This is a genomic window from Azohydromonas lata, from assembly GCF_034427735.1.
Lineage (GTDB): Bacteria > Pseudomonadota > Gammaproteobacteria > Burkholderiales > Burkholderiaceae_C > Azohydromonas > Azohydromonas lata.
On the sequence record NZ_JAXOJX010000041.1, the window covers coordinates 43,342 to 61,994 of the forward strand.

27 protein-coding genes are annotated in these 18,653 nt (G+C 61.5%); 11 read left to right on the top strand and 16 right to left on the bottom strand.

Annotated elements, in window-relative coordinates:
- Nucleotides 1-21 precede the first annotated feature (21 nt).
- Nucleotides 22-486 (top strand): hypothetical protein, encoded by a 465-nt coding sequence (locus SM757_RS22130; RefSeq protein ID WP_322467062.1) that lies wholly within the window; start codon nucleotides 22-24, stop codon nucleotides 484-486.
- On the opposite strand, the gene SM757_RS22135 is transcribed toward SM757_RS22130, so the two are convergent.
- The 15 genes from SM757_RS22135 to SM757_RS22200 all read right to left on the bottom strand — a co-directional run bounded on the left by SM757_RS22135 (nucleotide 414) and on the right by SM757_RS22200 (nucleotide 12,837).
- Nucleotides 414-998 (bottom strand): transglycosylase SLT domain-containing protein, encoded by a 585-nt coding sequence (locus SM757_RS22135; protein WP_456062122.1) that lies wholly within the window; start codon nucleotides 996-998, stop codon nucleotides 414-416. The genes SM757_RS22130 and SM757_RS22135 overlap by 73 nt on opposite strands.
- The gene (locus SM757_RS22140; protein ID WP_322467063.1) at nucleotides 986-1,555 is read right to left on the bottom strand and encodes a TrbM/KikA/MpfK family conjugal transfer protein; all 570 of its coding nucleotides are present in this window, start codon (nucleotides 1,553-1,555) and stop codon (nucleotides 986-988) included. The genes SM757_RS22135 and SM757_RS22140 overlap by 13 nt, the downstream gene beginning before the upstream one ends.
- Nucleotides 1,556-1,557: 2 nt before the next feature.
- Nucleotides 1,558-3,291 carry a P-type conjugative transfer protein TrbL gene (trbL, locus tag SM757_RS22145; protein WP_322467064.1) on the bottom strand — a complete coding sequence of 578 codons (1,734 nt, stop codon included), beginning with the start codon at nucleotides 3,289-3,291 and terminating at the stop codon, nucleotides 1,558-1,560.
- A 6-nt stretch (nucleotides 3,292-3,297) separates the two neighbouring features.
- Nucleotides 3,298-3,522: an entry exclusion lipoprotein TrbK gene (gene trbK / locus SM757_RS35600; RefSeq protein WP_407655790.1), complete on the bottom strand. Its 225-nt coding sequence runs from the start codon at nucleotides 3,520-3,522 to the stop codon at nucleotides 3,298-3,300.
- Nucleotides 3,523-3,526: 4 nt separating this feature from the next.
- Nucleotides 3,527-4,297: a P-type conjugative transfer protein TrbJ gene (gene trbJ, locus SM757_RS22150; protein WP_322467065.1), complete on the bottom strand. Its 771-nt coding sequence runs from the start codon at nucleotides 4,295-4,297 to the stop codon at nucleotides 3,527-3,529.
- Entirely contained in the window at nucleotides 4,294-4,590 is a 297-nt protein-coding gene (locus SM757_RS22155) for a hypothetical protein (RefSeq protein WP_322467066.1), read from the bottom strand. The genes trbJ and SM757_RS22155 overlap by 4 nt, the downstream gene beginning before the upstream one ends.
- Nucleotides 4,587-6,017 carry a TrbI/VirB10 family protein gene (locus SM757_RS22160; protein ID WP_322467067.1) on the bottom strand — a complete coding sequence of 477 codons (1,431 nt, stop codon included), beginning with the start codon at nucleotides 6,015-6,017 and terminating at the stop codon, nucleotides 4,587-4,589. Before SM757_RS22160 ends, SM757_RS22155 begins: the two co-directional genes overlap by 4 nt.
- A 3-nt stretch (nucleotides 6,018-6,020) precedes the next feature.
- On the bottom strand, nucleotides 6,021-6,461 hold the full coding sequence (locus tag SM757_RS22165; protein ID WP_322467068.1) for a conjugal transfer protein TrbH: 441 nt from the start codon (nucleotides 6,459-6,461) through the stop codon (nucleotides 6,021-6,023).
- The gene (trbG, locus tag SM757_RS22170; RefSeq protein ID WP_322467069.1) at nucleotides 6,461-7,366 is read right to left on the bottom strand and encodes a P-type conjugative transfer protein TrbG; all 906 of its coding nucleotides are present in this window, start codon (nucleotides 7,364-7,366) and stop codon (nucleotides 6,461-6,463) included. The genes SM757_RS22165 and trbG overlap by 1 nt, the downstream gene beginning before the upstream one ends.
- Before the next feature lie 11 nt (nucleotides 7,367-7,377).
- The gene (locus SM757_RS22175; protein WP_322467070.1) at nucleotides 7,378-8,118 is read right to left on the bottom strand and encodes a VirB8/TrbF family protein; all 741 of its coding nucleotides are present in this window, start codon (nucleotides 8,116-8,118) and stop codon (nucleotides 7,378-7,380) included.
- Nucleotides 8,115-10,658: a VirB4 family type IV secretion/conjugal transfer ATPase gene (locus SM757_RS22180; RefSeq protein WP_322467071.1), complete on the bottom strand. Its 2,544-nt coding sequence runs from the start codon at nucleotides 10,656-10,658 to the stop codon at nucleotides 8,115-8,117. The genes SM757_RS22175 and SM757_RS22180 overlap by 4 nt, the downstream gene beginning before the upstream one ends.
- A complete protein-coding gene (locus SM757_RS22185; protein ID WP_322467072.1) occupies nucleotides 10,655-10,969 on the bottom strand; it encodes a conjugal transfer protein TrbD in 315 nt (104 codons plus the stop codon). The genes SM757_RS22180 and SM757_RS22185 overlap by 4 nt, the downstream gene beginning before the upstream one ends.
- Before the next feature lie 4 nt (nucleotides 10,970-10,973).
- The gene (locus SM757_RS22190; RefSeq protein WP_322467073.1) at nucleotides 10,974-11,366 is read right to left on the bottom strand and encodes a TrbC/VirB2 family protein; all 393 of its coding nucleotides are present in this window, start codon (nucleotides 11,364-11,366) and stop codon (nucleotides 10,974-10,976) included.
- 35 nt (nucleotides 11,367-11,401) lie between these two features.
- Entirely contained in the window at nucleotides 11,402-12,355 is a 954-nt protein-coding gene (gene trbB, locus SM757_RS22195) for a P-type conjugative transfer ATPase TrbB (RefSeq protein WP_322467074.1), read from the bottom strand.
- 119 nt (nucleotides 12,356-12,474) lie between these two features.
- A complete protein-coding gene (locus SM757_RS22200) occupies nucleotides 12,475-12,837 on the bottom strand; it encodes a helix-turn-helix domain-containing protein (RefSeq protein ID WP_322467075.1) in 363 nt (120 codons plus the stop codon).
- A gap of 79 nt (nucleotides 12,838-12,916) precedes the next feature.
- Here SM757_RS22200 and SM757_RS22205 point away from each other — a divergent pair, with 79 nt between their 5' ends.
- From SM757_RS22205 to SM757_RS22225, 5 genes are all read left to right on the top strand, one after another.
- Nucleotides 12,917-13,207 carry a hypothetical protein gene (locus SM757_RS22205; protein ID WP_322467076.1) on the top strand — a complete coding sequence of 97 codons (291 nt, stop codon included), beginning with the start codon at nucleotides 12,917-12,919 and terminating at the stop codon, nucleotides 13,205-13,207.
- Nucleotides 13,208-13,276: 69 nt separating this feature from the next.
- On the top strand, nucleotides 13,277-13,591 hold the full coding sequence (locus SM757_RS22210) for a TrfB-related DNA-binding protein (protein WP_322467077.1): 315 nt from the start codon (nucleotides 13,277-13,279) through the stop codon (nucleotides 13,589-13,591).
- On the top strand, nucleotides 13,588-14,358 hold the full coding sequence (locus SM757_RS22215) for a ParA family protein (RefSeq protein WP_322467078.1): 771 nt from the start codon (nucleotides 13,588-13,590) through the stop codon (nucleotides 14,356-14,358). The genes SM757_RS22210 and SM757_RS22215 overlap by 4 nt, the downstream gene beginning before the upstream one ends.
- Entirely contained in the window at nucleotides 14,355-15,461 is a 1,107-nt protein-coding gene (locus tag SM757_RS22220) for a ParB/RepB/Spo0J family partition protein (RefSeq protein WP_322467079.1), read from the top strand. Before SM757_RS22215 ends, SM757_RS22220 begins: the two co-directional genes overlap by 4 nt.
- Nucleotides 15,458-15,814: a KfrB domain-containing protein gene (locus SM757_RS22225; protein WP_322467080.1), complete on the top strand. Its 357-nt coding sequence runs from the start codon at nucleotides 15,458-15,460 to the stop codon at nucleotides 15,812-15,814. The genes SM757_RS22220 and SM757_RS22225 overlap by 4 nt, the downstream gene beginning before the upstream one ends.
- Here the strand turns inward: SM757_RS22225 and traJ are convergent.
- A complete protein-coding gene (gene traJ, locus SM757_RS22230; RefSeq protein WP_322467081.1) occupies nucleotides 15,811-16,224 on the bottom strand; it encodes a conjugal transfer transcriptional regulator TraJ in 414 nt (137 codons plus the stop codon). The genes SM757_RS22225 and traJ overlap by 4 nt on opposite strands.
- Before the next feature lie 281 nt (nucleotides 16,225-16,505).
- Between traJ and SM757_RS22235 the strand changes: the two genes are divergently transcribed.
- The 5 genes from SM757_RS22235 to SM757_RS22255 all read left to right on the top strand — a co-directional run bounded on the left by SM757_RS22235 (nucleotide 16,506) and on the right by SM757_RS22255 (nucleotide 18,651).
- Nucleotides 16,506-16,997, top strand: coding sequence for a TraK family protein (locus SM757_RS22235; protein WP_322467082.1), 492 nt, complete (start codon nucleotides 16,506-16,508; stop codon nucleotides 16,995-16,997).
- Nucleotides 16,997-17,722 (top strand): P-loop NTPase family protein, encoded by a 726-nt coding sequence (locus tag SM757_RS22240; RefSeq protein ID WP_322467083.1) that lies wholly within the window; start codon nucleotides 16,997-16,999, stop codon nucleotides 17,720-17,722. The genes SM757_RS22235 and SM757_RS22240 overlap by 1 nt, the downstream gene beginning before the upstream one ends.
- A gap of 23 nt (nucleotides 17,723-17,745) precedes the next feature.
- Nucleotides 17,746-18,162 carry a conjugal transfer protein TraM gene (locus SM757_RS22245; RefSeq protein ID WP_322467084.1) on the top strand — a complete coding sequence of 139 codons (417 nt, stop codon included), beginning with the start codon at nucleotides 17,746-17,748 and terminating at the stop codon, nucleotides 18,160-18,162.
- 63 nt (nucleotides 18,163-18,225) lie between these two features.
- Nucleotides 18,226-18,384 carry a hypothetical protein gene (locus tag SM757_RS22250; protein WP_322467085.1) on the top strand — a complete coding sequence of 53 codons (159 nt, stop codon included), beginning with the start codon at nucleotides 18,226-18,228 and terminating at the stop codon, nucleotides 18,382-18,384.
- A gap of 9 nt (nucleotides 18,385-18,393) precedes the next feature.
- Nucleotides 18,394-18,651, top strand: coding sequence for a hypothetical protein (locus SM757_RS22255; protein ID WP_322467086.1), 258 nt, complete (start codon nucleotides 18,394-18,396; stop codon nucleotides 18,649-18,651).
- The last annotated feature ends 2 nt before the right edge of the window (nucleotides 18,652-18,653 follow it).

Here is an 18,653-nt window from a genome sequence, read left to right on the forward strand (position 1 = left end):
ATTTTACACAGGGGGTTCACAATGGCAGACGACTTGAACGGAACGGCAAACCTTCCTCGTCAGTTCAGCGCCTATACGAAGCTAGAGCAGGATGAGGGAACATTAGTTGCGTCGCATTTGACAGCCAACCATTTGCGAAGGAAGGGAGTTGATACTTCACCTCAGGAAGTTCAAGGCTGGCACAAAATCAATTCGGCATGCGTGACCCGTGGTGTCGACATCCAAGGAGCAGTGGACGCAGCGAACTTTCAGGCTCAGGCATGCGCGAATGCAATCCTACAACCGCTATCTGGCCACGATGCGGATGACACGTTTGTGCCGGCATTTTCCTTTGCAAATAATGGCGAATCGGATTCAGACGATCCCGACGAAAGCGATCCCGACGACAGTGAGATACTAAGCATAAATGAGCTTTACGGCTTTGATAACCCAGATGACAACGACGAAGCGGCAATTGATGACATATTGAAGATTACCGGCGGATAATTGGTTTTTGATGCCTGGTCCGATTTGGACTGGAAAATGGTTGAGTGCTGCGAGGTTACATCAACCGTGGCAAACCGCTTTTCCAGCCAATCGGCCCATTTGAGCGCCTTACGCGTGATGTGGCCGCGATAAACCCGGTTGAACCGAGGCGTGCGGGAATGGTAATTCGCTGCTTTCGTCCACAAGTCGCCCCTGTCATTTTTGATGTGCATGCGCAACCGCCACGCGGCGAGCTGGTAGGGGTAGCAGCCGCGGGCAGCTACGTCCTCGGGCGTGATGCCGTAGCGCGCCAATTCGCGCAGGTATCCGGTGCTGAACTGCATCGCTCCTACATCGACCGCGCCGTTGGCGTGCCGCACCCACTGGCCCGGCTTGCCGTTCTCCTGCTCGGCCACGGCCAGCAGCAGGTTCGCCGGGATCTCGTACTTCGCCGCAGCAGCGATAGAGCAGACAACGCGCTCTTGCATCTGCGGCGGGAGGTCAGCAACGGCCGCCAGCATCAGCGCCACCACCAGCCGTTGCCGGAGTTGGCCGCGTCTTCGGCTGCGATACGGGCGTTGTACTCGGCCAAGGCGCGCTCGTAGTCCCAGGCTTCCACCCAATATCCGCCGCGTTCGGGCATGCCCACGTACACCGGCAAGGTGCTGGTGGATTGGTAGCCCGAATACGCGTGGCCGTAGAGAGCTTGGCAATAGCCCGGCATGGTGTTGCCGATGTATACCGGGCCGCCGTCCATGCCACCGCCATAGCTCAGTGTGGCGTTGAGGTAGGGCGCATCACAGCGGCCGGCGCCCTGGGACATGGCCGCGACCAGCGAGCGCATTTCAGGTGTCTGCTGCGCTACGGGACAGAGGTTGAGGAAGTCCAACCGCGCGCGGAAGGTGTCGCGCAACTTGCGGCGGTGGATACCGAAGTACCGGCTCAGGGACGGCTGGCATTCGCCAGGCCGCACGCCCGATGAAAGGCACAAGATAGCTTCGCACGAGAGCTTCGTGTCGCCGGTGAACATTTGGGCTGAGGCGCCGCCAGAAAAGCAGGCCGCCGCCGCTGCCAGAATCAGAAGCTTCATCGTCACGCCTTGTTGGAGTCGCTGTCGAACATGTCCTCCCCGTCGACCGTGCCCGGTTCGACGTCAGGAGGTTCGGGCTGGTCGGCGCCCTCGGCGAACGCTGCGACCTCGGCGTCGGCATCAAAGACCGTGGCGTTGGCGTCGCCTGCCAAGTTGTCCCCGTCGAAGCTCGGGCCGCCCGCCGGCGTCGATGCAAAACCCGCAGCGCCGGCACCTCGCGTGGCAGGAATTTCGCCGCGGATCGCTGATGCGATCTGTGCACCAGGCGTGTCGGCAACGCGCTGTGCGAAGTTCGAGACCGCGCCCCTGGCCTTCTCACGCGCCACCTGAGCCGCGCCGCGCGCGAGCTGGTTGCGCACGGCGTCCATGCGCTGGCTAAAAGACGGCTTGTTGCCGCCGGATGTTCCACCCGCACCACGTCCAGCAGCTGCAGCGCCTGCGCCGCTGGCGCCGGTAGCACCAGCAGTAGAACCGCCTTGGGCCTGCTGTTCACCACCGCCGGATTCAACCGTCAAGCTTGATGCCGTGTCCGAGCCTTCGCTACCGTTGCCGTTGAAGCCGGCCGCCTTCGAGAACGGCGAGTTCGTGCCGTCTCCGCCCCCGCCTCCGCTGGAGTCGCTACCGCCACTGCCCCCGCTGCCGCCTTCCCACTCCAGGCCAGGGATACCGCCCCCGCCGCTGCTTTCTCCGCTGCCACCACCGCCGCCACCGCCTTCGCCAGCAACCTTGAAAGCTGCCATCAAGGCTTGTGCGCCGCCGGCGGCCTGTGCAGCACCAGCTACGGCCATGGCTGCAGCCATGCCGCCGGCTGCGGCCAGCATGCCGGCAGCCCCCATGATCATCCCCGCACCGGACGTGCCGATCCCACCGCCGCCGACAGGGCCGCCCGTGGCGACGCTGGCGATGAACCCGGGCAACTTGCTGACCAGGACCACCATGGTGATGGAGACGCCAATCATCACGCCGAGTCCCTTCAGCGTAACCATGCCCTGACCCATACGGGCGTAGTAGTCGTCAACAAGCGACTTTCCGATGCCCACCAGCAGCACCATGATCATGAGCTGCACACCAAGATGCAGCACGGTGCGGTAGTAGTTAATCGCCATCTCCGAGGTCCACCGGCCGCCACCGAAGCCAAGGAAGATCACGCCGCCGAATGCCAGAACCCAGCCCGAGATGAGCAACAGCAGCATGTTGATGCCAACGATCAGCAGGCACACGAGAACTGCAATGCCCAAAACCTGACCGATCAGGCTGTCCCATGGCTTCCACCAGGTCGTTTGGTCAACGACTTTTGCAAAGACGAGGTAGCCAACGTCCACTATGCCCGAGGGCGAGAGTCCGCCCACGCCCAAGCCAGCAGCTTTACCCGCGACCTGGCGCAAGCTATTCATGATGCGTTGGGCGAAGTCCGGGCCGTTGACGAGCAGCCACCAGAAGAAGCCCAGCGTCATCGTGAACTTCACGAACTCGGCGAAGAACTCGCTAAGTTCAGCGCGGCGAAGCGCCATGAAGCCGAACGTCATGACGAGCGAGATGATGGCCAGGGTCCAGAACACCCAGGAGGCCGCATCGACGATGACACCGGCCCAGCCAGCAGCGGCGTTCCTGTAGCGCTCGGCGACATCATCCAGTAGCCCGGCGCTGTCCTGGGCGTGGGCGTCGAGCGCGAAGGTTGCCAGCGCCAGCAGCAACAACAACGCCAAGGTGAATCTATAGCGGGTAGTGGTGGTCATTGCTTCTCACCATTGGCGGGGAGGACTAGGGGTGTATGTGCCCCGGTGAAAGCAAGCTGAGCCAAACGCCTGCCGAATTGACTTGGGCAGGGCGGCGACGAACTCCGGCTTGCAGTTCGCGTCGTTGACCTCCGGCATTACCGGTGGTGGTGGTTCTTCCTCGGGGCGCGGCGCGCACGCCCCCAGGAAGGTCGCCACGACGGCCAAGGTAAGGGTGTAGCGAAGGCGCATAGGCTTACCACTCGCGCGGTGCGCTACGGGTGTAGGTGCCGCTGCGGGCAGCCTCGCTTGCCGCGTCCTCGCGCGCCTCCCGGTCGGCCTGGGCTTGCATGCGCGTCACCAGCGCCGCGTTCTGCGCAGCCATGAGGCTGCGCATCTGCAGCAGTTGGTTCGACTGCTGGCTGGCCAGCATGTTTGCTGCGCCAATCGCCTCCATGTGCCCTTGAGCACCCTGAGCGTTCTGCTGCAGCTGCTCCAAGCGCTTCGCGTCAGCCTGCATCGCCTGTTGTTGGGCATCTACCGTTCGCAGCAATGCCTCATTGGCCTTCTTTTGCGAAGTGGATTGCACGTCTTGTCGGCCACGCATCTGCGCCACGTCCTCCGCGGTACAGCCTCCTTTCTTGAAACACGGCGACTGGCGGTAGTCGCTGGTGTCGTTGAACTGGCGCAGATAGAAATTGATGTCGCCGATCTGGCGCCGGTAGTACTCCAACGTGTACATGGCATCCCGCAGTTGATCCATGGTGCGCGTGGCTTGGTCCCACACGTAGGCTGCAGGCGCTGCGGCGTTCTTGATCTGCAAGAAATACTGCTGCAGCTGCGTCTTGTATTCCTCCACCTGCTGCATCGTCTGCTTGATGCCTTCTTGCGCAGCAATGGTGTTCTGGACGTAGTTGCCAATGTCACCTGTCGGAATGCCACTCACGCCTTGCGCTTGGGCCTGCCCGCCCAGCGTTGCCGCGGCGAGGACGGCGGCGGCAGCAAACTTCGTGATGCGAGTTTTCATCGCGCGCCCCCTTCCTGGTTAGTGGTCCCACAGTTGCAATTGCGCGCAGTCAGCGCATTGAGCTGCCCCTCCAGTTGCATCACTCGTTGCATCAGCAGCATGCTTTCTTGCGTCTGCTGCTTGTGGAACTCCAGCAGCCGCGTGATGACAACCCGGGTTGCTGGGTCAGCGATATAGAGCGAGTCCGGCGCCGGTATCGCAGCCCTTGGGTCCGTGGTCGGAATCCCGTTCTGGGCATGAGCAGCGACAGACAACACCGCCGCGGCAAGCACGGGAATGAAGCGAGCTTTCATTCAACACTCCTTGGGATCGTGCCCTTGTACGGGCCGGGGAAACGCAGGTCCTTGGCCGCCACGAGGGTGAAGCGGTAGCCAGGTCGGATCTGCAGCGTGGGAGCCAGGTTCATGTTCTTGTTGAGCATCTGCGCGGTGGCTTGGCCAAGCTGCTGGCCTACCGCTTCACTCAATGCGCCGCTGAACGTGGGCGCGCCGTAGGGGTTCTGGCTGCTGCGTTGGCTGTAAGCAATGCCGGCCGTAACGCCGCTCATCAAGAAGGCTGAGCCGAAGATCCGCACATAGTGGTTGTCCACTCGGTCCTTCAGGCCGGCGTAGCCTTCGGAGTCAGCGCCAGGCATCGCGCCCAAGTCCATCACGCTGTCGTCCGGGAAAATCAGCCGCTGGATGGCGATAAGCACACGGGCTTGGCCGTAGACGACTTCGCTGGAGTACGCGCCTTGGGCCACGGTGCCTTGCGGAATCAGCAGGTGTTGGCCGGTGCGGGTGTCGAAGATGTTGCGGGACACCATTGCCTCGATCTGCCCTGGCAGCTCGGAATTGATGCCTTTTTGAAGGATCAGCGGGATCGAAACCTTGCCAGCGCGCAGCAGGTACGGCGTGTCTGCGGCTTCGACGGTTGAGTCAAGCCGGAAGCGGTCGCCGCCCTGGCGGTTGTCGAACTGCGCCATGCCGTTTCGCGCTGGCGCTGGTTGCACTGCAGCCGACGGCTGCACGCCATTACCTGCACCACCAAGGCCCGCTTGCACCTGTGCCAATCGCGCACGGTAAACGGCCATCGGGTCTTGCCCCTGCGTGGCACTCTCGGCTTGCTGCTGAAGCTGCGCCATACGGGCGAGCATTTCTTCTCGGTTTGCAGGCGCACCGGTTGGACCACTACCTTGCGATGGTTGTTGAAGCTTCACCGTCACGCTGCTGGGCGCGAGCACCGCGGCCATGAACTGCTGCATGCGCGCCTGCTGCATCTGCTCTGCGGCCTGGTCAACGCGCTCCGATTGACCGCCAGCGCCCGCGCCACTGCCGGTGTACTGCCGGTCGACGCCTGTGCTCACATCAGGCCCACCTTGCGGTCGAGGCGGTCGGTCTAGATCCTCCTGGCTGGGCCGCGCGACTTGAATAGGCGCGCTGGCAGGGCCACTTGCAGCCGGCGGGGGCGCCTGCACGCGCGCATTCACGATGGCGCCGCCAGGATCTCCGACTACGGCCTTTGCCATGGCCAGCGAGCTCGCCGCGCTCGTCTTCTTCGGCTGCTCCGCGGGCGCCGTTTCTGCGTGCTGAGCGGCCGCGCGCTGGTAGGCCACCACCGCCATGACGCTCACGAAGCCGGCAAGCGCCCCGGTGAGCAAGATCATTGGCACCTTGTTGACGCGCCTGACGCCTGCTTGGCCGGGCGTCGCGCTGGGCGACATGAGGTCAGGCTTCGACATGCCTTACTCCTTGCGCACCCAAGCACCTGCCGGGACCAGCGTGCCGTTGCTTTCGGTGTATGCGCGTGCCAGCGACTGACTGCCGACAGCCACCACCACGCGGTACAGATTCAGGCCCGTGGCCTGGTCTGCGATGTATCGCAGCGGCTGGGCCTCGCTCGGCGTGCCCTTGGCGTCCTTCTCTTGCACCGCGTAGCCGCTGCTGCGCAGTGTTTTCAACAGGGCTTGGCCGAAGGCGTCGGGGGCGTCCTGCAGCAGCAGCAGCCGAGTCTTTGCAGGCGGGTAAAGCAAGGACAGTTGACGTACGGCGTCGTTCACCAGCGGCTGCGGGTCGATGCGCGCCGGCAGAAAGCCGCCGTGCGGCAGGTCAGTGGTTTTGGTGGTGGCGCAGCCGGCCAGCGCCAGCGAAAGCGCCGCGGCAGCCAGGATGTTGCGGGGCGTCATTACTTGGCCCTCCGGGTGATTTCCACGCGCTCCTGATCGCTGCCAACACCGGCCACGAGGATGGCTTTGTCGAATACACCATCAACCGTGTACCGGCCATTCACAAACCGCGTTGTCAGCCTCTCCAGCTTGTCATCCGAAAATACGCCGCCACCCTCACGCAGCACTAGCAGCGACAGCAGCTCGCCGTTTTGCATGTCCGGCGGCATCTCCACCACGGTCTTGCGGCCGTTGTTGTAGACGCGCGCCGGCTTGAGGTGCTTCGGACCCTTGATGTCGTAGTCGAAGGACAGCTCGTCCAGGCTCTCGCCGGTTGCAGGGATGGTCCGCTCTTGGCGCTGCTGCTGCGCGGCTCGCTGCTGGGCCTGCACGGCGGCCAGCTTGTTGCGGGCGTCCTCCGGGTACGTAAATGCCACCAGCGGCATGTTGTCGCTGCGGTGCGAGCGCAGGACGATGTGATACATGCGGCGGTCGGTGTAGACGAACAGCGAGGTCCGCAGGCCGACGTCCATGGGCTTGAGCACCAAGTGCACCGTCATGTTGGCGCCGGTGCCCATGACAGCCGGATCGACGTGCCACCGCTCCTTGTCGAGTAGCTTGAGGTCCTGCAGCAGCTCACCGGGCTCCAGCGCAACGTCGCAGCCGTCGAGCACAGCACACACGAGGTTGGCTTGCTGCGTGCCGAAGGAAAACACGATCACGCCGTTGGGACCGGGCACGGGTGCCAAGCCGGTTGCAGAGTTGGCAGACCAGCGCTTTGTGATGGCCAGGGCGTCCCTTTCCTGCTTCGTGAGCTTTGGGTTCGGGCGGCCGGCGAAGTACTTGTCGGCCAGTTCGTCGGAGCGCGCAAGCAGCGGCGCAGCTAACAGTGCGACGCAGGCCGCGGCAATCAGATGCTGTTTCATGGTGGCCCCGCTCACTTAATTTCGGTCCAGTTGGCGTCGCGGATAAAGATGCGCGCCGGGTTGAGCTCCATTTCCTCCCGCTTCGTTTCTAGGGTCGGTTCAACGACGTAGTAGGTGGCGCTGGCGCGGTACTTGACCTTGGGGCCGGTGGGTACGCCCTTTCGGTCATAGGTGACTTCTGTCCAGTCGATCTGCAGCGTTTCCTTGCTCAAGCGCAGGACCGAGAAGTCCTCGGTACTCACGACGAAGTCTTGAGCGCGCTGGAAAGGTTGGTTTGCCTGGAACCAGGCGTTCACCTTGGCGGTGATGGCATCGCTGCCGGTCATCTTGGAATAGACGCGGTCCACCGCCTTGCGCTGCACGGCAGCGTCAGGCGTAACAAGCCGCATGTCCTCGAAGAATCGCCGCACCTCGGCCTGGATCACAAGATCGCTGCCTTGAGCAACAGCGTCGGCTGCACCGAGGGCATAGGGTTGGCTGTTGCGGTCCACGCCGTAGACGAACGGCGTGAACTTGCTCATGCTGCCGATCTTGACGACGCCGCCGACCGCGGCCAGGGCAATCAGCATGGCCAGCAGCGCCATCATCTGCCACATGAAGCGGCTGAAGATCACGCTGCCGACATGCAAATTCCACGTCCTCGCAGCGTTGAGGTACGGATTTGCTGTCTCGGTATCAGGCCGCTTGATGAACAGATACTTGAAGCGGCTCAGCGCCACGCTGGCGCGGGCCTTCATGGTTGTGGCGCTCATGCTGCCTCCAGATAGTCGTCCAGCTTGAGCCCGCGGCGTGCGAGCCATTCATGAACCCAGGCATCGCCAAGACGAGCCTCCAGTTGCTGGATGGTTGCGATGGAATCCCTGTCAGTGGCGCCCACGAAGGCCAGCGTGAGCGGTCCCAAGTCGAGCTGGAAAAGCCTGTTTCCCTGCTCGGAGATTGCGTAGTAATCCTGGTTCGCTGCAGCCTCCGCCAAGATGGCGATCTGGCGTGAGTTGAGGCCGACGCGTTGGTACAGGTCTTTGGCCTCGGGTTGGTGGGCGTTGGGGTTGGGCAGAAGAATTTTCGTTGCCGTCGATTCCACAAGCACGTCGAAGATCCCTGACGTGGACGCATCGCTGAGGTTCTGCGTCGAAAGGATCACCGTGCAGTTGAGCTTCGCCAAGGTCTTGAGCCACTTGCGAATCCACTCCTTGAACACCGGGTGCGTGAGCATGAGCCACGCCTCGTCGATGAACACCACCGTGGGCTTGCCGTCGAGGCTCCGTTCAAGGCGACGGAACAAATAGAGCATTGGCGGCAGGGCGTACTTCTCGCCCATTTCCATGATTTCGCCCAGCTCAAACGTATTGACACGGGAGAACTGCAGGTTGTCCGATGGGGCGTCCACGAGATAGCCCATAGAGCCGTCCACGGTGTACTGCTCCATGGCCTCACGGACCTTTTCGTCCTGGATCAGCGACACGAATTCGGAGACGTTCTTGGAGCCGCTGTTGTGCATGCTCACAAGAGCGGTCCCAATCTTGTTGCGCTGGTCTGGCGTGGTGTTCACGCCGTTGAGGGCCAGGATGTGGTCGATCCACCGCATGGCCCAGGCCAGGTCACCACGAGTCTCCAAGTACTGCAGCGGTGCAAACTGCAGCTTGTCGGTCTCGCCACCGACGACGTAGTGCATGCCTCCCACCGCCTTCGTGAGCGCATACGCACTCATGCCGGCTTCGAACACGAAAATCCGCATTCCGTGGTAGCGCAAGAATTGCGCGATCAACAATCCCAAGAGCGTGGATTTTCCAACCCGGGTCGGGCCAAAGACCAGCGTGTGACCGAGCTGGCGCACATGCACGTTGAAGCGGAACGGCGTGCGGCCCTTGGTGATGCACTGCATGAGGGCCGGCGACTTCTTCGGGTACAGGGGGCACGGCGCATGCGCGCTGCCAGTCCAGATGCTCGACGTAGGCAGCATGTCAGCCAGGTTCATCGTGTTGACCATCGGACGGCGCACGTTCTGTACGCAGTGCGCCGGCAGACTTCCGAAGAACGCCTCCATGTTGTTGATTTCTTCGATGCGCGCGGTGAACCCCAAGCCCTGGATACGCTTCTCAACAAGATCGGCCGCAACCTTGAGCTTTTCACGGCTTTCGTCCATCAGCACGACGACGCTCGTGTAGAAGCCTTCCGCGACTAGGCCGCTATCAATCTCGGCGATGGCCGCCTCAGCATCGGCCGTCATCGTCACCGCGTCCTGGTTCACACCGCCAAAGTTGGTGTTGAACATCTGATCGAAGATGCCGCGGATCTTCTGCTTCCACCGCTTGCGGAAGGCGTCCATATAGCTGCGGGCTTGGTGTTGGTCGAGAAAGATGAAGCGGCTGCTCCAGCGGTACTCGACAGGCAGGGTGGACAGCGCCTGCAGCATTCCCGGATAACTATCCAGAGGGAATCCGTCGATGGAGACGCACTGGATGAACTTGCGGCCGATCTTGGGAATGCTGCCCGGCACGAAGTCCTGGCCACCGATCACGCTGTCCAAGTACGCGGGGTTGTTGGGCAGGCGAATGGGCTGATGAATGCCTGTGATGCAGTACTGGAGCCAAGAAAGCAGATCGTCTTGCGTGTAGTTCACGTTGAACTCGTCTTGCATCGCCTGACCGCGCAGCCGCGTCAGCTTGAAAGCCGAAGAAAGCCGGTTTTCGATAGCTGCAATGCGCGACTTGAATTGGTCAATGAGCAGGTATGTTTGCGTGGTCCTGTCTGGCTTGACGCTTTCGTCGTCAAACATCAACTCAGTGAATTTGCGCTGCGCTAGTAGCGGGGCAAGCCAGGTGAACGTGACGACGAAATACCCCTCGTAGGTCGAGCCTGGCTTTGTGAAATCCCGACGCCTTTCCTCATCGATGGCGCCCGACACAGGGTCAGGGAAATGCGAGGCATCGCGCGGCGGGTAGTCCGTGGCCTCGCGTCGCACGGCGTCAACGCTCATGGCCCAGCCGCTGGTGAGGGGCGCCAGCGCCTGGTTGATGCGGAAAGACATGGCCTCGCGCTCGGCCTCGGTGGCGCTGTCTTGGTCCGCACAGCGATAAAGCCAGGACGCCATGAACGAGCCGTCCTTGTTGACAATGATCCCGTCCTCAATCTCGGCGGCGTAGTTCAGCAGCTCGGGTAGGCCTGCATCCTTGGACCGGTGGCGCTTGAGGCGCATTTCGGCGTCGGCGGCTCGCATGCGGCCTACCAGCGCTGCCACCATCACCGCGCCCGCGCACGCGGTCGCAATGGCTGTAGTTTCAACGGCAATCATCTGTAGAGCTTCCTTTGCAGACGCGTGTTCTTGTGGAACGGCGTCGAGCGAGCGGGATAGACGTCCTGGCTGTAGCGGAGATGACGGATGTAGACCTTCCGCATGAGCGGGTCCTTCTTCGCCATCTCTCGAAGCGACCACAGCGCCGTAAACCACATAACCAGGCCGTAGCCCGTGGCAAGCCAGGTCTGCGCAGTGAAGATCAAGGACGCTGCCAGCGCCCCGGCAAACATCACCAATTCACGGTCGCCGCCCATGAAGAGGTTGTGCCGGTTGCCGGCACGCCTGATTGGTATCTTGCGCAGAGCCATTGCTTCAGCCCTCTGCGCCCGTAGCGGTGGCGTCGATCAGCGCGATTTCCGCGCCGCGGCCGAAGTAGTTGGCCATCACGTTTTGCGCAGCCACCAGCACTGACACCACGAGCACGATCAGGATGAATGTGCGAAAGAACGCGTTCAGCTCACCGCCGAATATGAGGATGGAGAAGGCAACGATCAGGCCGACGATGGACACCGTGAAAGCCACGGGCCCAGTAACGGACGCCCGGAGTTGGGTAAATGGGTCTTCCCATGGCAGGTTGCCGCCGGCGCCTACGGCGGCGTGCGCATGTTGAGGCATCAACAACAGCCCACCCAGCAGGAGCAGGACACCCATGCTGATGAGGGCGGCTTTGGAAAAAAATGGGCGAGCGAGGGCATTGGAGGCCATGACAGCTCCTTGAGGGTGGAGAAAAGCGAGGAGAACTAGAGGGACTTGGTGATGTAGTCGCCGTCCCTGAAACCGGAGACCTCCAGGATTCCCTGGACGCGGCGACCCTCCGGTGTCTTGGCGATCTGCACGATGAGATGGACCGCTTCGGCGATCACAGGCTCTATCGGCCTCGGGGACTCGGGGTGCATGCTGATGAGCAGCTTCAAGCGGCTCAAAGCGGCAAATTGGTTGTTCGCATGGATCGTGGCCATGCCGCCTTCATGGCCGGTGTTCCAGGCCATGCAGAGATCCAGCGCGTCAGCCCCGCGGGTCTCGCCCACGATGATGCTGTCGGGGCGCGCGCGCAGCGCATGCTTGATGAGGTCGCGCAGGCTGGTGGTGGACGTGGTGTGCCACTGCGCGTAGTTCTTCGCCGTGCACCGAATCTCGCCCGTGTCCTCGATGATGATCAGGCGGTCCCCGGGGAAGATGAGCACGCGCTTGCCAAGGATGGCGTTTGCCAACGTCGTCTTGCCAGAGCCGGTGCCGCCAGAGATGAGGATGTTCCGGCGCCGGCGGACCGCTTCAACGATCACGTCGAACTGGGCCTGGGTCATGATCCCCTTGGCGACGTAGTCCTCTAGCGGGATCACCACCACCGTATGCCGGCGGATTTGAAAGGAAGGCCGCGGCACGATGGGCGGGAGCTGACCAGCGAAGCGAGCATTGCCCAAAGGCCACTCGCATTCGAGCAGCGGCGTGCCCTTGGTGACTTCTTTGCGGTAGATGCCGGCGACTATCTCCAAGATCGCCTGCGCCCTGTGCGCGGCCATTGTGCCGATTTGGCGCATGGGCTCGCCCTGGCGTTCAAGCCACAGCGTCCCGTCGGGGTTGAGCATCAGCTCATTGGTCAGCGGATCGTTCAGGGCCCTCAGCAGCTCGGGACCCATGTCGCGCTCCAGCTTCTGCTTGGCGCGGCTTTCGACACTGACAACTTCTTGGTCCATCGGTAATGCACTTCCATCGCCGCTGAAAGCGGCGCGGGAGATACGTTATAACGGACGCTTTTGCAACACAACTATTTCGCTAAATCGGTAGAAACGAAGTGTGTTGGAACTGCGCTGCTTTAGCGTTGCAGCTGCTCCTGAGCTTGCTCGGCGTAAACACTAACAAGGAAGGCGTGGTAGTCCGAGACCACGGCCGACACGCGCTGGTAGCCGTCAGGAACGCTACTGAAGAACTTGGTTCCGGCCAGGCGGTCGAGAGCGTCTCTCGGCATATCGGTGCATTCCAATAGGAATGGCAACGGTGTTTCCAACGCTGCTGCGATCTTCTCCATCACCTTGATGGAAGGGTTCCCCGTACCTCTTGTTATGTCTGACACAAAGGAAAGCGACACGTCTGCTCTCGCTGAGAGTTCGTGTTTTGTCAGTCCTTGTTCCTCTAATAGCCGCAGTACGTTTGTGAAGAAGATGATGTAGTGGACCAAGACGACAGGCCTCGTTGTTAAGCTGCTAAACATCCAGCCGGCAAGTCAAGCTAAACTCCCCTCCCCGGGATTTAGCCTGTTGGAACTGCTGCCGTGGATATTTACAGCGGGCGAGATCTTAAAGGTCTCAAGGTTGTGTCAGCAGGCACGAAGGGACGATGCAGTGAACCGCTCTGACGACGTCAAGACGCAAGCGCCCCTTGGATGGGTCATGTTCCTTGCGTGCTGGCCGTGGCTTCGCTTCGTGCTGGGCTTCGTCTGCGTCGTTGCAGGCTTGGTTTTTGGAGCTGCAGGCTTCGTCCTGGCGTTCGTCGCACTGGCCGTCCTATCCTATAAAGTCGCCACAACTGACCCCTACACGCTGCGCTGAAGCGCAAGCCGAGCCCGAGATGCCGCGCTCGGTTTTTTTTCGCCTGAATGATTTGTTTAGCTAAACCAGATGGCAGGACGAAGACGACTCACGCTCCATGAGTTCGAACTTGCGGTTCAGAGCCTGGACGCCGGCGAGCGCACACGACAGATCGCCAAAGGGGTGCTGGTGCATGGGCGCTCACAGCAGGAGTTCGTGGCCGAGCTTGGGATTACGAAAGGCGCCGTGTCCCAGGCCGTGACACGCGTGTGGCGGGCGGCTCAGCGTGTTCTACCTGGTGGACTGCAACGCGTCACCGTCAGCCTGCCCGCTCACCAAGTCGAGATCGTCAAGAAGTGGGAGAAGCAAGCCATGCAGAAACGAGAGAGGGCCAACAAGCCATGAAAACCATCGTCATCGCGATCCAGAAGGGAGGCCAAGGCAAGACCTTCGCCACCTGTCACCTGGCGCAAGACTTCACCGAGAAGCGCAAGCTGCGAGTTGCGGTCGTGGACCTGGATGCCCAAGGGGACGCCAGTTTCACTTTGGAAGCCCACGACAGCGGCTACGCCGCCTCGCGGCTATTCACCGACTCGGCCGACGCGGTTCGAGCCCACTTCTCCGCCCGCGACAACTCCGGCCTGACGTTGATCCACGCGGACCCCGCGCTGATCGACATCGAGCAACCGCTGACTGCTGACCAGGCTTGCGATGCGCTCAAGGCGTCCATGGCCGTCCTTGGCGAATATTTTGATGTCGCCTTCATCGACACGCCGCCGGCACTGGGCGTCCGAATGACTGCCGCCATCATGTCCGCCAACTACATGCTCTCGCCTATTGAAATGGAGGCGTACAGCGTGCGCGGCATGGGAAAGATGTTCGCAGTGATGAACAACCTGCTGGAGCGGAATCCGCACCTGCAGTTCCTGGGGATGCTTCCTAACAAGGTGGAAGCTCGTAAGCCACGGCACCAAGCCAACTTGGCCTCGCTACGTGAGTCCTACCCAGAGCTGGTGATGCCGGTGAAAGTTGGCTTGCGCGACAGCATTGGAGATGCGCTGGAAGCTGGCGTGCCCGTGTGGCGCATACAAAAGACCGCTGCGCGCGACGCAATCAAAGAGGTGCGCCAGTTCGCCGACTACGTTTTCGAGAAGATGGAGATCACGCAATGACCAGCAAGGCGGCATCTGCCGCGACCAAGCCGACCGGGGGCTTTGGCAAGCTTGGCAACCTATCAACCCTGCTCACCAAGCCCTCCCCTGCATCTGCAGCGCCTGCCGGCACCCCGCTGGAGATCTCGCGCGATCTCATTGATCCGGACCCAGCCCAACCACGCCGCGATGGCAATCCGGGCTACAGCGCCGAGAGCCTCGGCGAGCTCGCGGACTCGATCAAGGTGCGTGGTCAGAAATCGCCCATTTCTGTACGTGCCAATCCTAAAGCTCCCGGCCGCTACTTCATCAACCACGGCGAGCGCCGCTGGCGGGCATGTGGACTGGCTGGCCTGTCTACCGTGAAGGCGTTCATCGACAACGACTTTGCCACCGAAGACCAGATCATCGAGAACCTGCAGCGCGTAGATCTGACGGCGCGTGAATTGGCTGATTGGATCGGCAGCCGACTTGCCGCCGGCGACTCGCAAGCTGACGTTGCACGCAAGCTGGGAAAGTCGCGCGCGTTCGTGACGTTGCATGTCACCCTGCTTGATCTGCCCGACCCGATAGCCAAGGCATTCAACAGCGGCCGGGTCAGCGATGTGACCGTCGCCAACGAGCTGGTGCGCGCGTACAAGACAAATGCCAAAGCAGTGAGTGCCTGGCTCTCCATCCCAGACCAAGAAATCACGCGCGGCACGGTCAAAGCTCTGCGCGCCTATATGGACCGCGGCGCAGGTAAGGCAGTGCCTGTCGTGACGCCGTGCCAAACAAACGAAGTCAAACCGGATGAAGAGGTTGCGCCGCCACCAGCAACGGCGCCAGCACCTAGCGCTAACGTGGAGCCGACGTCAGTAGCCACCAGCGATGCGTCTGCGCCTACGAAAGCGGCACGGCAACCTGCGCCCGCGGCAAAACAAGCTTTAGTTCAAAGCAGCGACAACCTGCACAAGCCAGTGGTTCGCGTCGTGATTGATAACAGGCAGGCCGTGCTGGTGATTGCACGCCGACCGTCGGTTGTTGGCCGTGCCTGGGTTTGCTTTGATGACGATGGCCAGCAGACGGAAGTTGACCTCGCCAGCGTCCGCTTGCTGGCTGTAGACGAGGCGGCGCAATCATGAGAAAGCGCCTTATCGTGATGAACGGCCATCGGGTGCTACAGGCCGAGCAAGAAAGTGAATGGGTCAACGAGCGGGTAGAGAAAGCAAACGGGCTTGCCCCAGGCTTGTATGACCTATTCGATGCACGCCCCGCTGACCGGATTGCACCTACGGACGGCGTGCTGTTGATGCTGGAAGACGGTCTGGTCTACCAGCAGACCCAAGCCGGGCTTGTTTCGCACGAGCTTGCGAAGTTCGCGGAAACGCCATCCTTTGGCGTTGACGGCACCATTACCTACAGTGCCGAAGGGCGCGCCGCCTTTCAAATACGAAACACAGCGCCCTCCCCTGCTCCCAGAAAGAAACGCCGTTAAGTGTTAAGCGGCTTAACACCCGGCCCGTGTGGGCTGGGTGCCTGGGCTGCACGGGGCCTGACGATGGCTCCCATCAAGCGCCCCAACTCCTGCTGCTGGACCTCTATGCGTTCCAACAGCCTAGCAATGGTTGCCTCACTGAAGCTGGCCGTGCGCGCGTCTTTCACGAGCCATAACTTCAACAGACCGCCGAGCCGCCCAAGGTCGCCGTTGACCTTCGCTAGCTCTCGCACCGATTCCAGGTCCAGGCGGCTGTCCAACTTATACCCCTGACCTACTTCACGTAAGTAGCGCGCCACGCTCAGTCGCGCCTGCTTGGCATTCGCTTCTATGCGCGCTCGCTCTTCCGGTAGGCAGTACACCTTGATCGGCGGGCTGCCCTTACGGGTCACGGTCCTTCTGCTGTCCATACCTATTTGCTGCTTCTACCGGCGGTCGCCGGCCAGCCTCGCAGAGCAGGATGCCCGTTGAGCGCCCCCAGCGCGAATAAGGGGAGCGAAGTAGGGGCACCGGCTACGCCGGTGGGCCTACTTCGCCCATCCTGTCCAGCCCTACGGGCTGGATGACTCCACGGCAGTCTAGCGCGCAGAATACGATTTATCACCTGTTGGTTTCCCAATATCGCAATCGCAGGTCTACGATATGCCGAACGCAGCGGTAGAAGGGAAACCATGACGGATGCACCCCAGAGTTGCAGCGCAACAGCAGTGCAAGAACAGTGTTTCGGCGCGCAGAACTGCAGCGGCAACGATTCGAGCAGGCCGCGGCAGCACCAACCTGGGCGAAGTGCGTGGGCAACGCTGAGGCAGGCATGACGAAGCCACCAGCCCGCACGTACGTGAATGAGCTGACGTCCTGGGTCAACCAGAGCGCGCAACCCAGGCCACGCCGGGACCGCAGCCTGGTCGCTTTTCTGGCCGTGAAAGAGGACGTGCGTGATGCCATCGGCGCGCGCTTTCCGCTCAAGACGATTTGGCAGCACATGAAGGAAACCGGCCGGTTGACTTGCCGGTACGAGACTTTTCTTACCCACGTCAAAGCGCACATCACGGACGCCGCGACGCCAAAAGCCGGGGGGTCCGCAAAAGGCTCCCATGGTTCGCAACCCGAGCCGCGCCGCACGGATACCTCTGTGCCTGGTTTCACATACCGGCCGGCTAAAGACCCGAAGGACATCCTCTGATGACCAAGATTCACACCGTGCTTCAGGGTAAAGGCGGCGTTGGCAAATCAGCCATTGCTTCCGTGCTGGCGCAGTACATCAAGACCAAGGGCGGCGAGCCGACCTGCATCTGCACGGACCCGGTCAACGCGACGTTTGCCGGCTACAAGGCGCTCAACGTCCACCGCGTCGAAATCATGGAAGGCGACGAGATCAACCCTCGCAAGTTCGACGCGATGGTGGAACTCGCCGCTGGATCGACGGCGGACGTGATTATCGACAACGGGGCGTCGTCGTTCGTTCCGCTCGCGCACTACCTTATATCGAACGAGGTGCCGAGCATGCTCAAAGACATGGGGCACGAGCTGGTGATTCACACCGTCATTACCGGGGGTCAGGCCCTCATGGACACCGTGTCGGGCTTCGCGCAGCTTGCAACGCAATTCCCAGCCGAGGCGCTTTTCGTGGTTTGGCTCAATCCGTACTTCGGACCCATTGAGCACGAGGGCCGCGGCTTTGAGCAGATGAAGGCTTATCGGGACAACCGGGGCCGGGTCACCGCACTGATCCAAATGCCCTTCTTCAAACCCGAACTGCACGGGCACGACTTCTCTCAGATGCTGCAAGCGCGTCTGACGTTTGACGAAGCTATCGCAGCGGAGGGCGTGCAGTTGATGGCAAAGCAGCGTCTGACGGCAGTGCGGCGCAAGTTGTTTGAACAACTCGACGGCGCAGCGGTGTTGTGATGGGTGCGCCTGAACGCGTCGAAATGATGATCAAAGAGATCGCGGTTCGCCACGGCGTTGCCGTGGGCCGCGACGATCCGATCCTCATGCTGCTTACGATTTTTGAGCGGCTGCAGCGGGATGGCGAAGCCGCACAGCACGACCAGTTGGAGAAGTTCAAGTCTGAGATTGAATCGACGGTGCAGCGCGTTGACCAGGACGCGCAGGTCCGTGCGACTAAAGCGGTGGTTGCACTGCTGGATGCGAGCAAGGACGGCATCAAAAAGACCGCAGAGGACGGCGCGGGAGAGGCAGTCGGCGCGCTGAAAGCCCTCGTAGACGCCACCGTTGCGCAGATGCGCAAAGACATTGGCGACACCCGCAAGGTCGCAATCTTCAACATGGTCGCTGCGGTGCTCTCGCTCGTAGCAGCGTTGATCGTGGCTTGGGCTGCGGTCTAAGGGGCCTTCATGCGCGTCTGTGCCGCATTCGGTCCGCTGACTTCGGTTCTTGGGCCTGTGTCCATGAGCCTGATCCTGGCCGCGATGGTTCTCGCAGTGCTGCTGTTCTGTAAGTTGGAAAGCGCTGTGCTGCGCCTGGCAGTGGCCGGTGTAGCTGGCAGTGCCGCCATTGGCGGGATCGTGATGGTGTTAAGCGGCTTAACACTGCCGACCTTGCTTTGACCGCTTCGTATGAGCACCGTCAAGCAGTTCATTCAGCGGTGTGCTGTCTTCGTCCAAAAGCACGGCTTTTACATCGTTGCCGTGATCGTGATCCCCGCACTCGGCATCTCGAACCTTGGTCCCGGGGTGATGTTAGGTTGGATTGCCGGCGCATGCACCGGCTTTGCCGCTGGCCTGCGCTGGAAAGCCGGTCAACGAAAGCACGCGCTCATCATCGTTGCAGCCTATCTCGGCTGCTGGGCGGTGGTTGGCCTGTCAAACCTTTGATC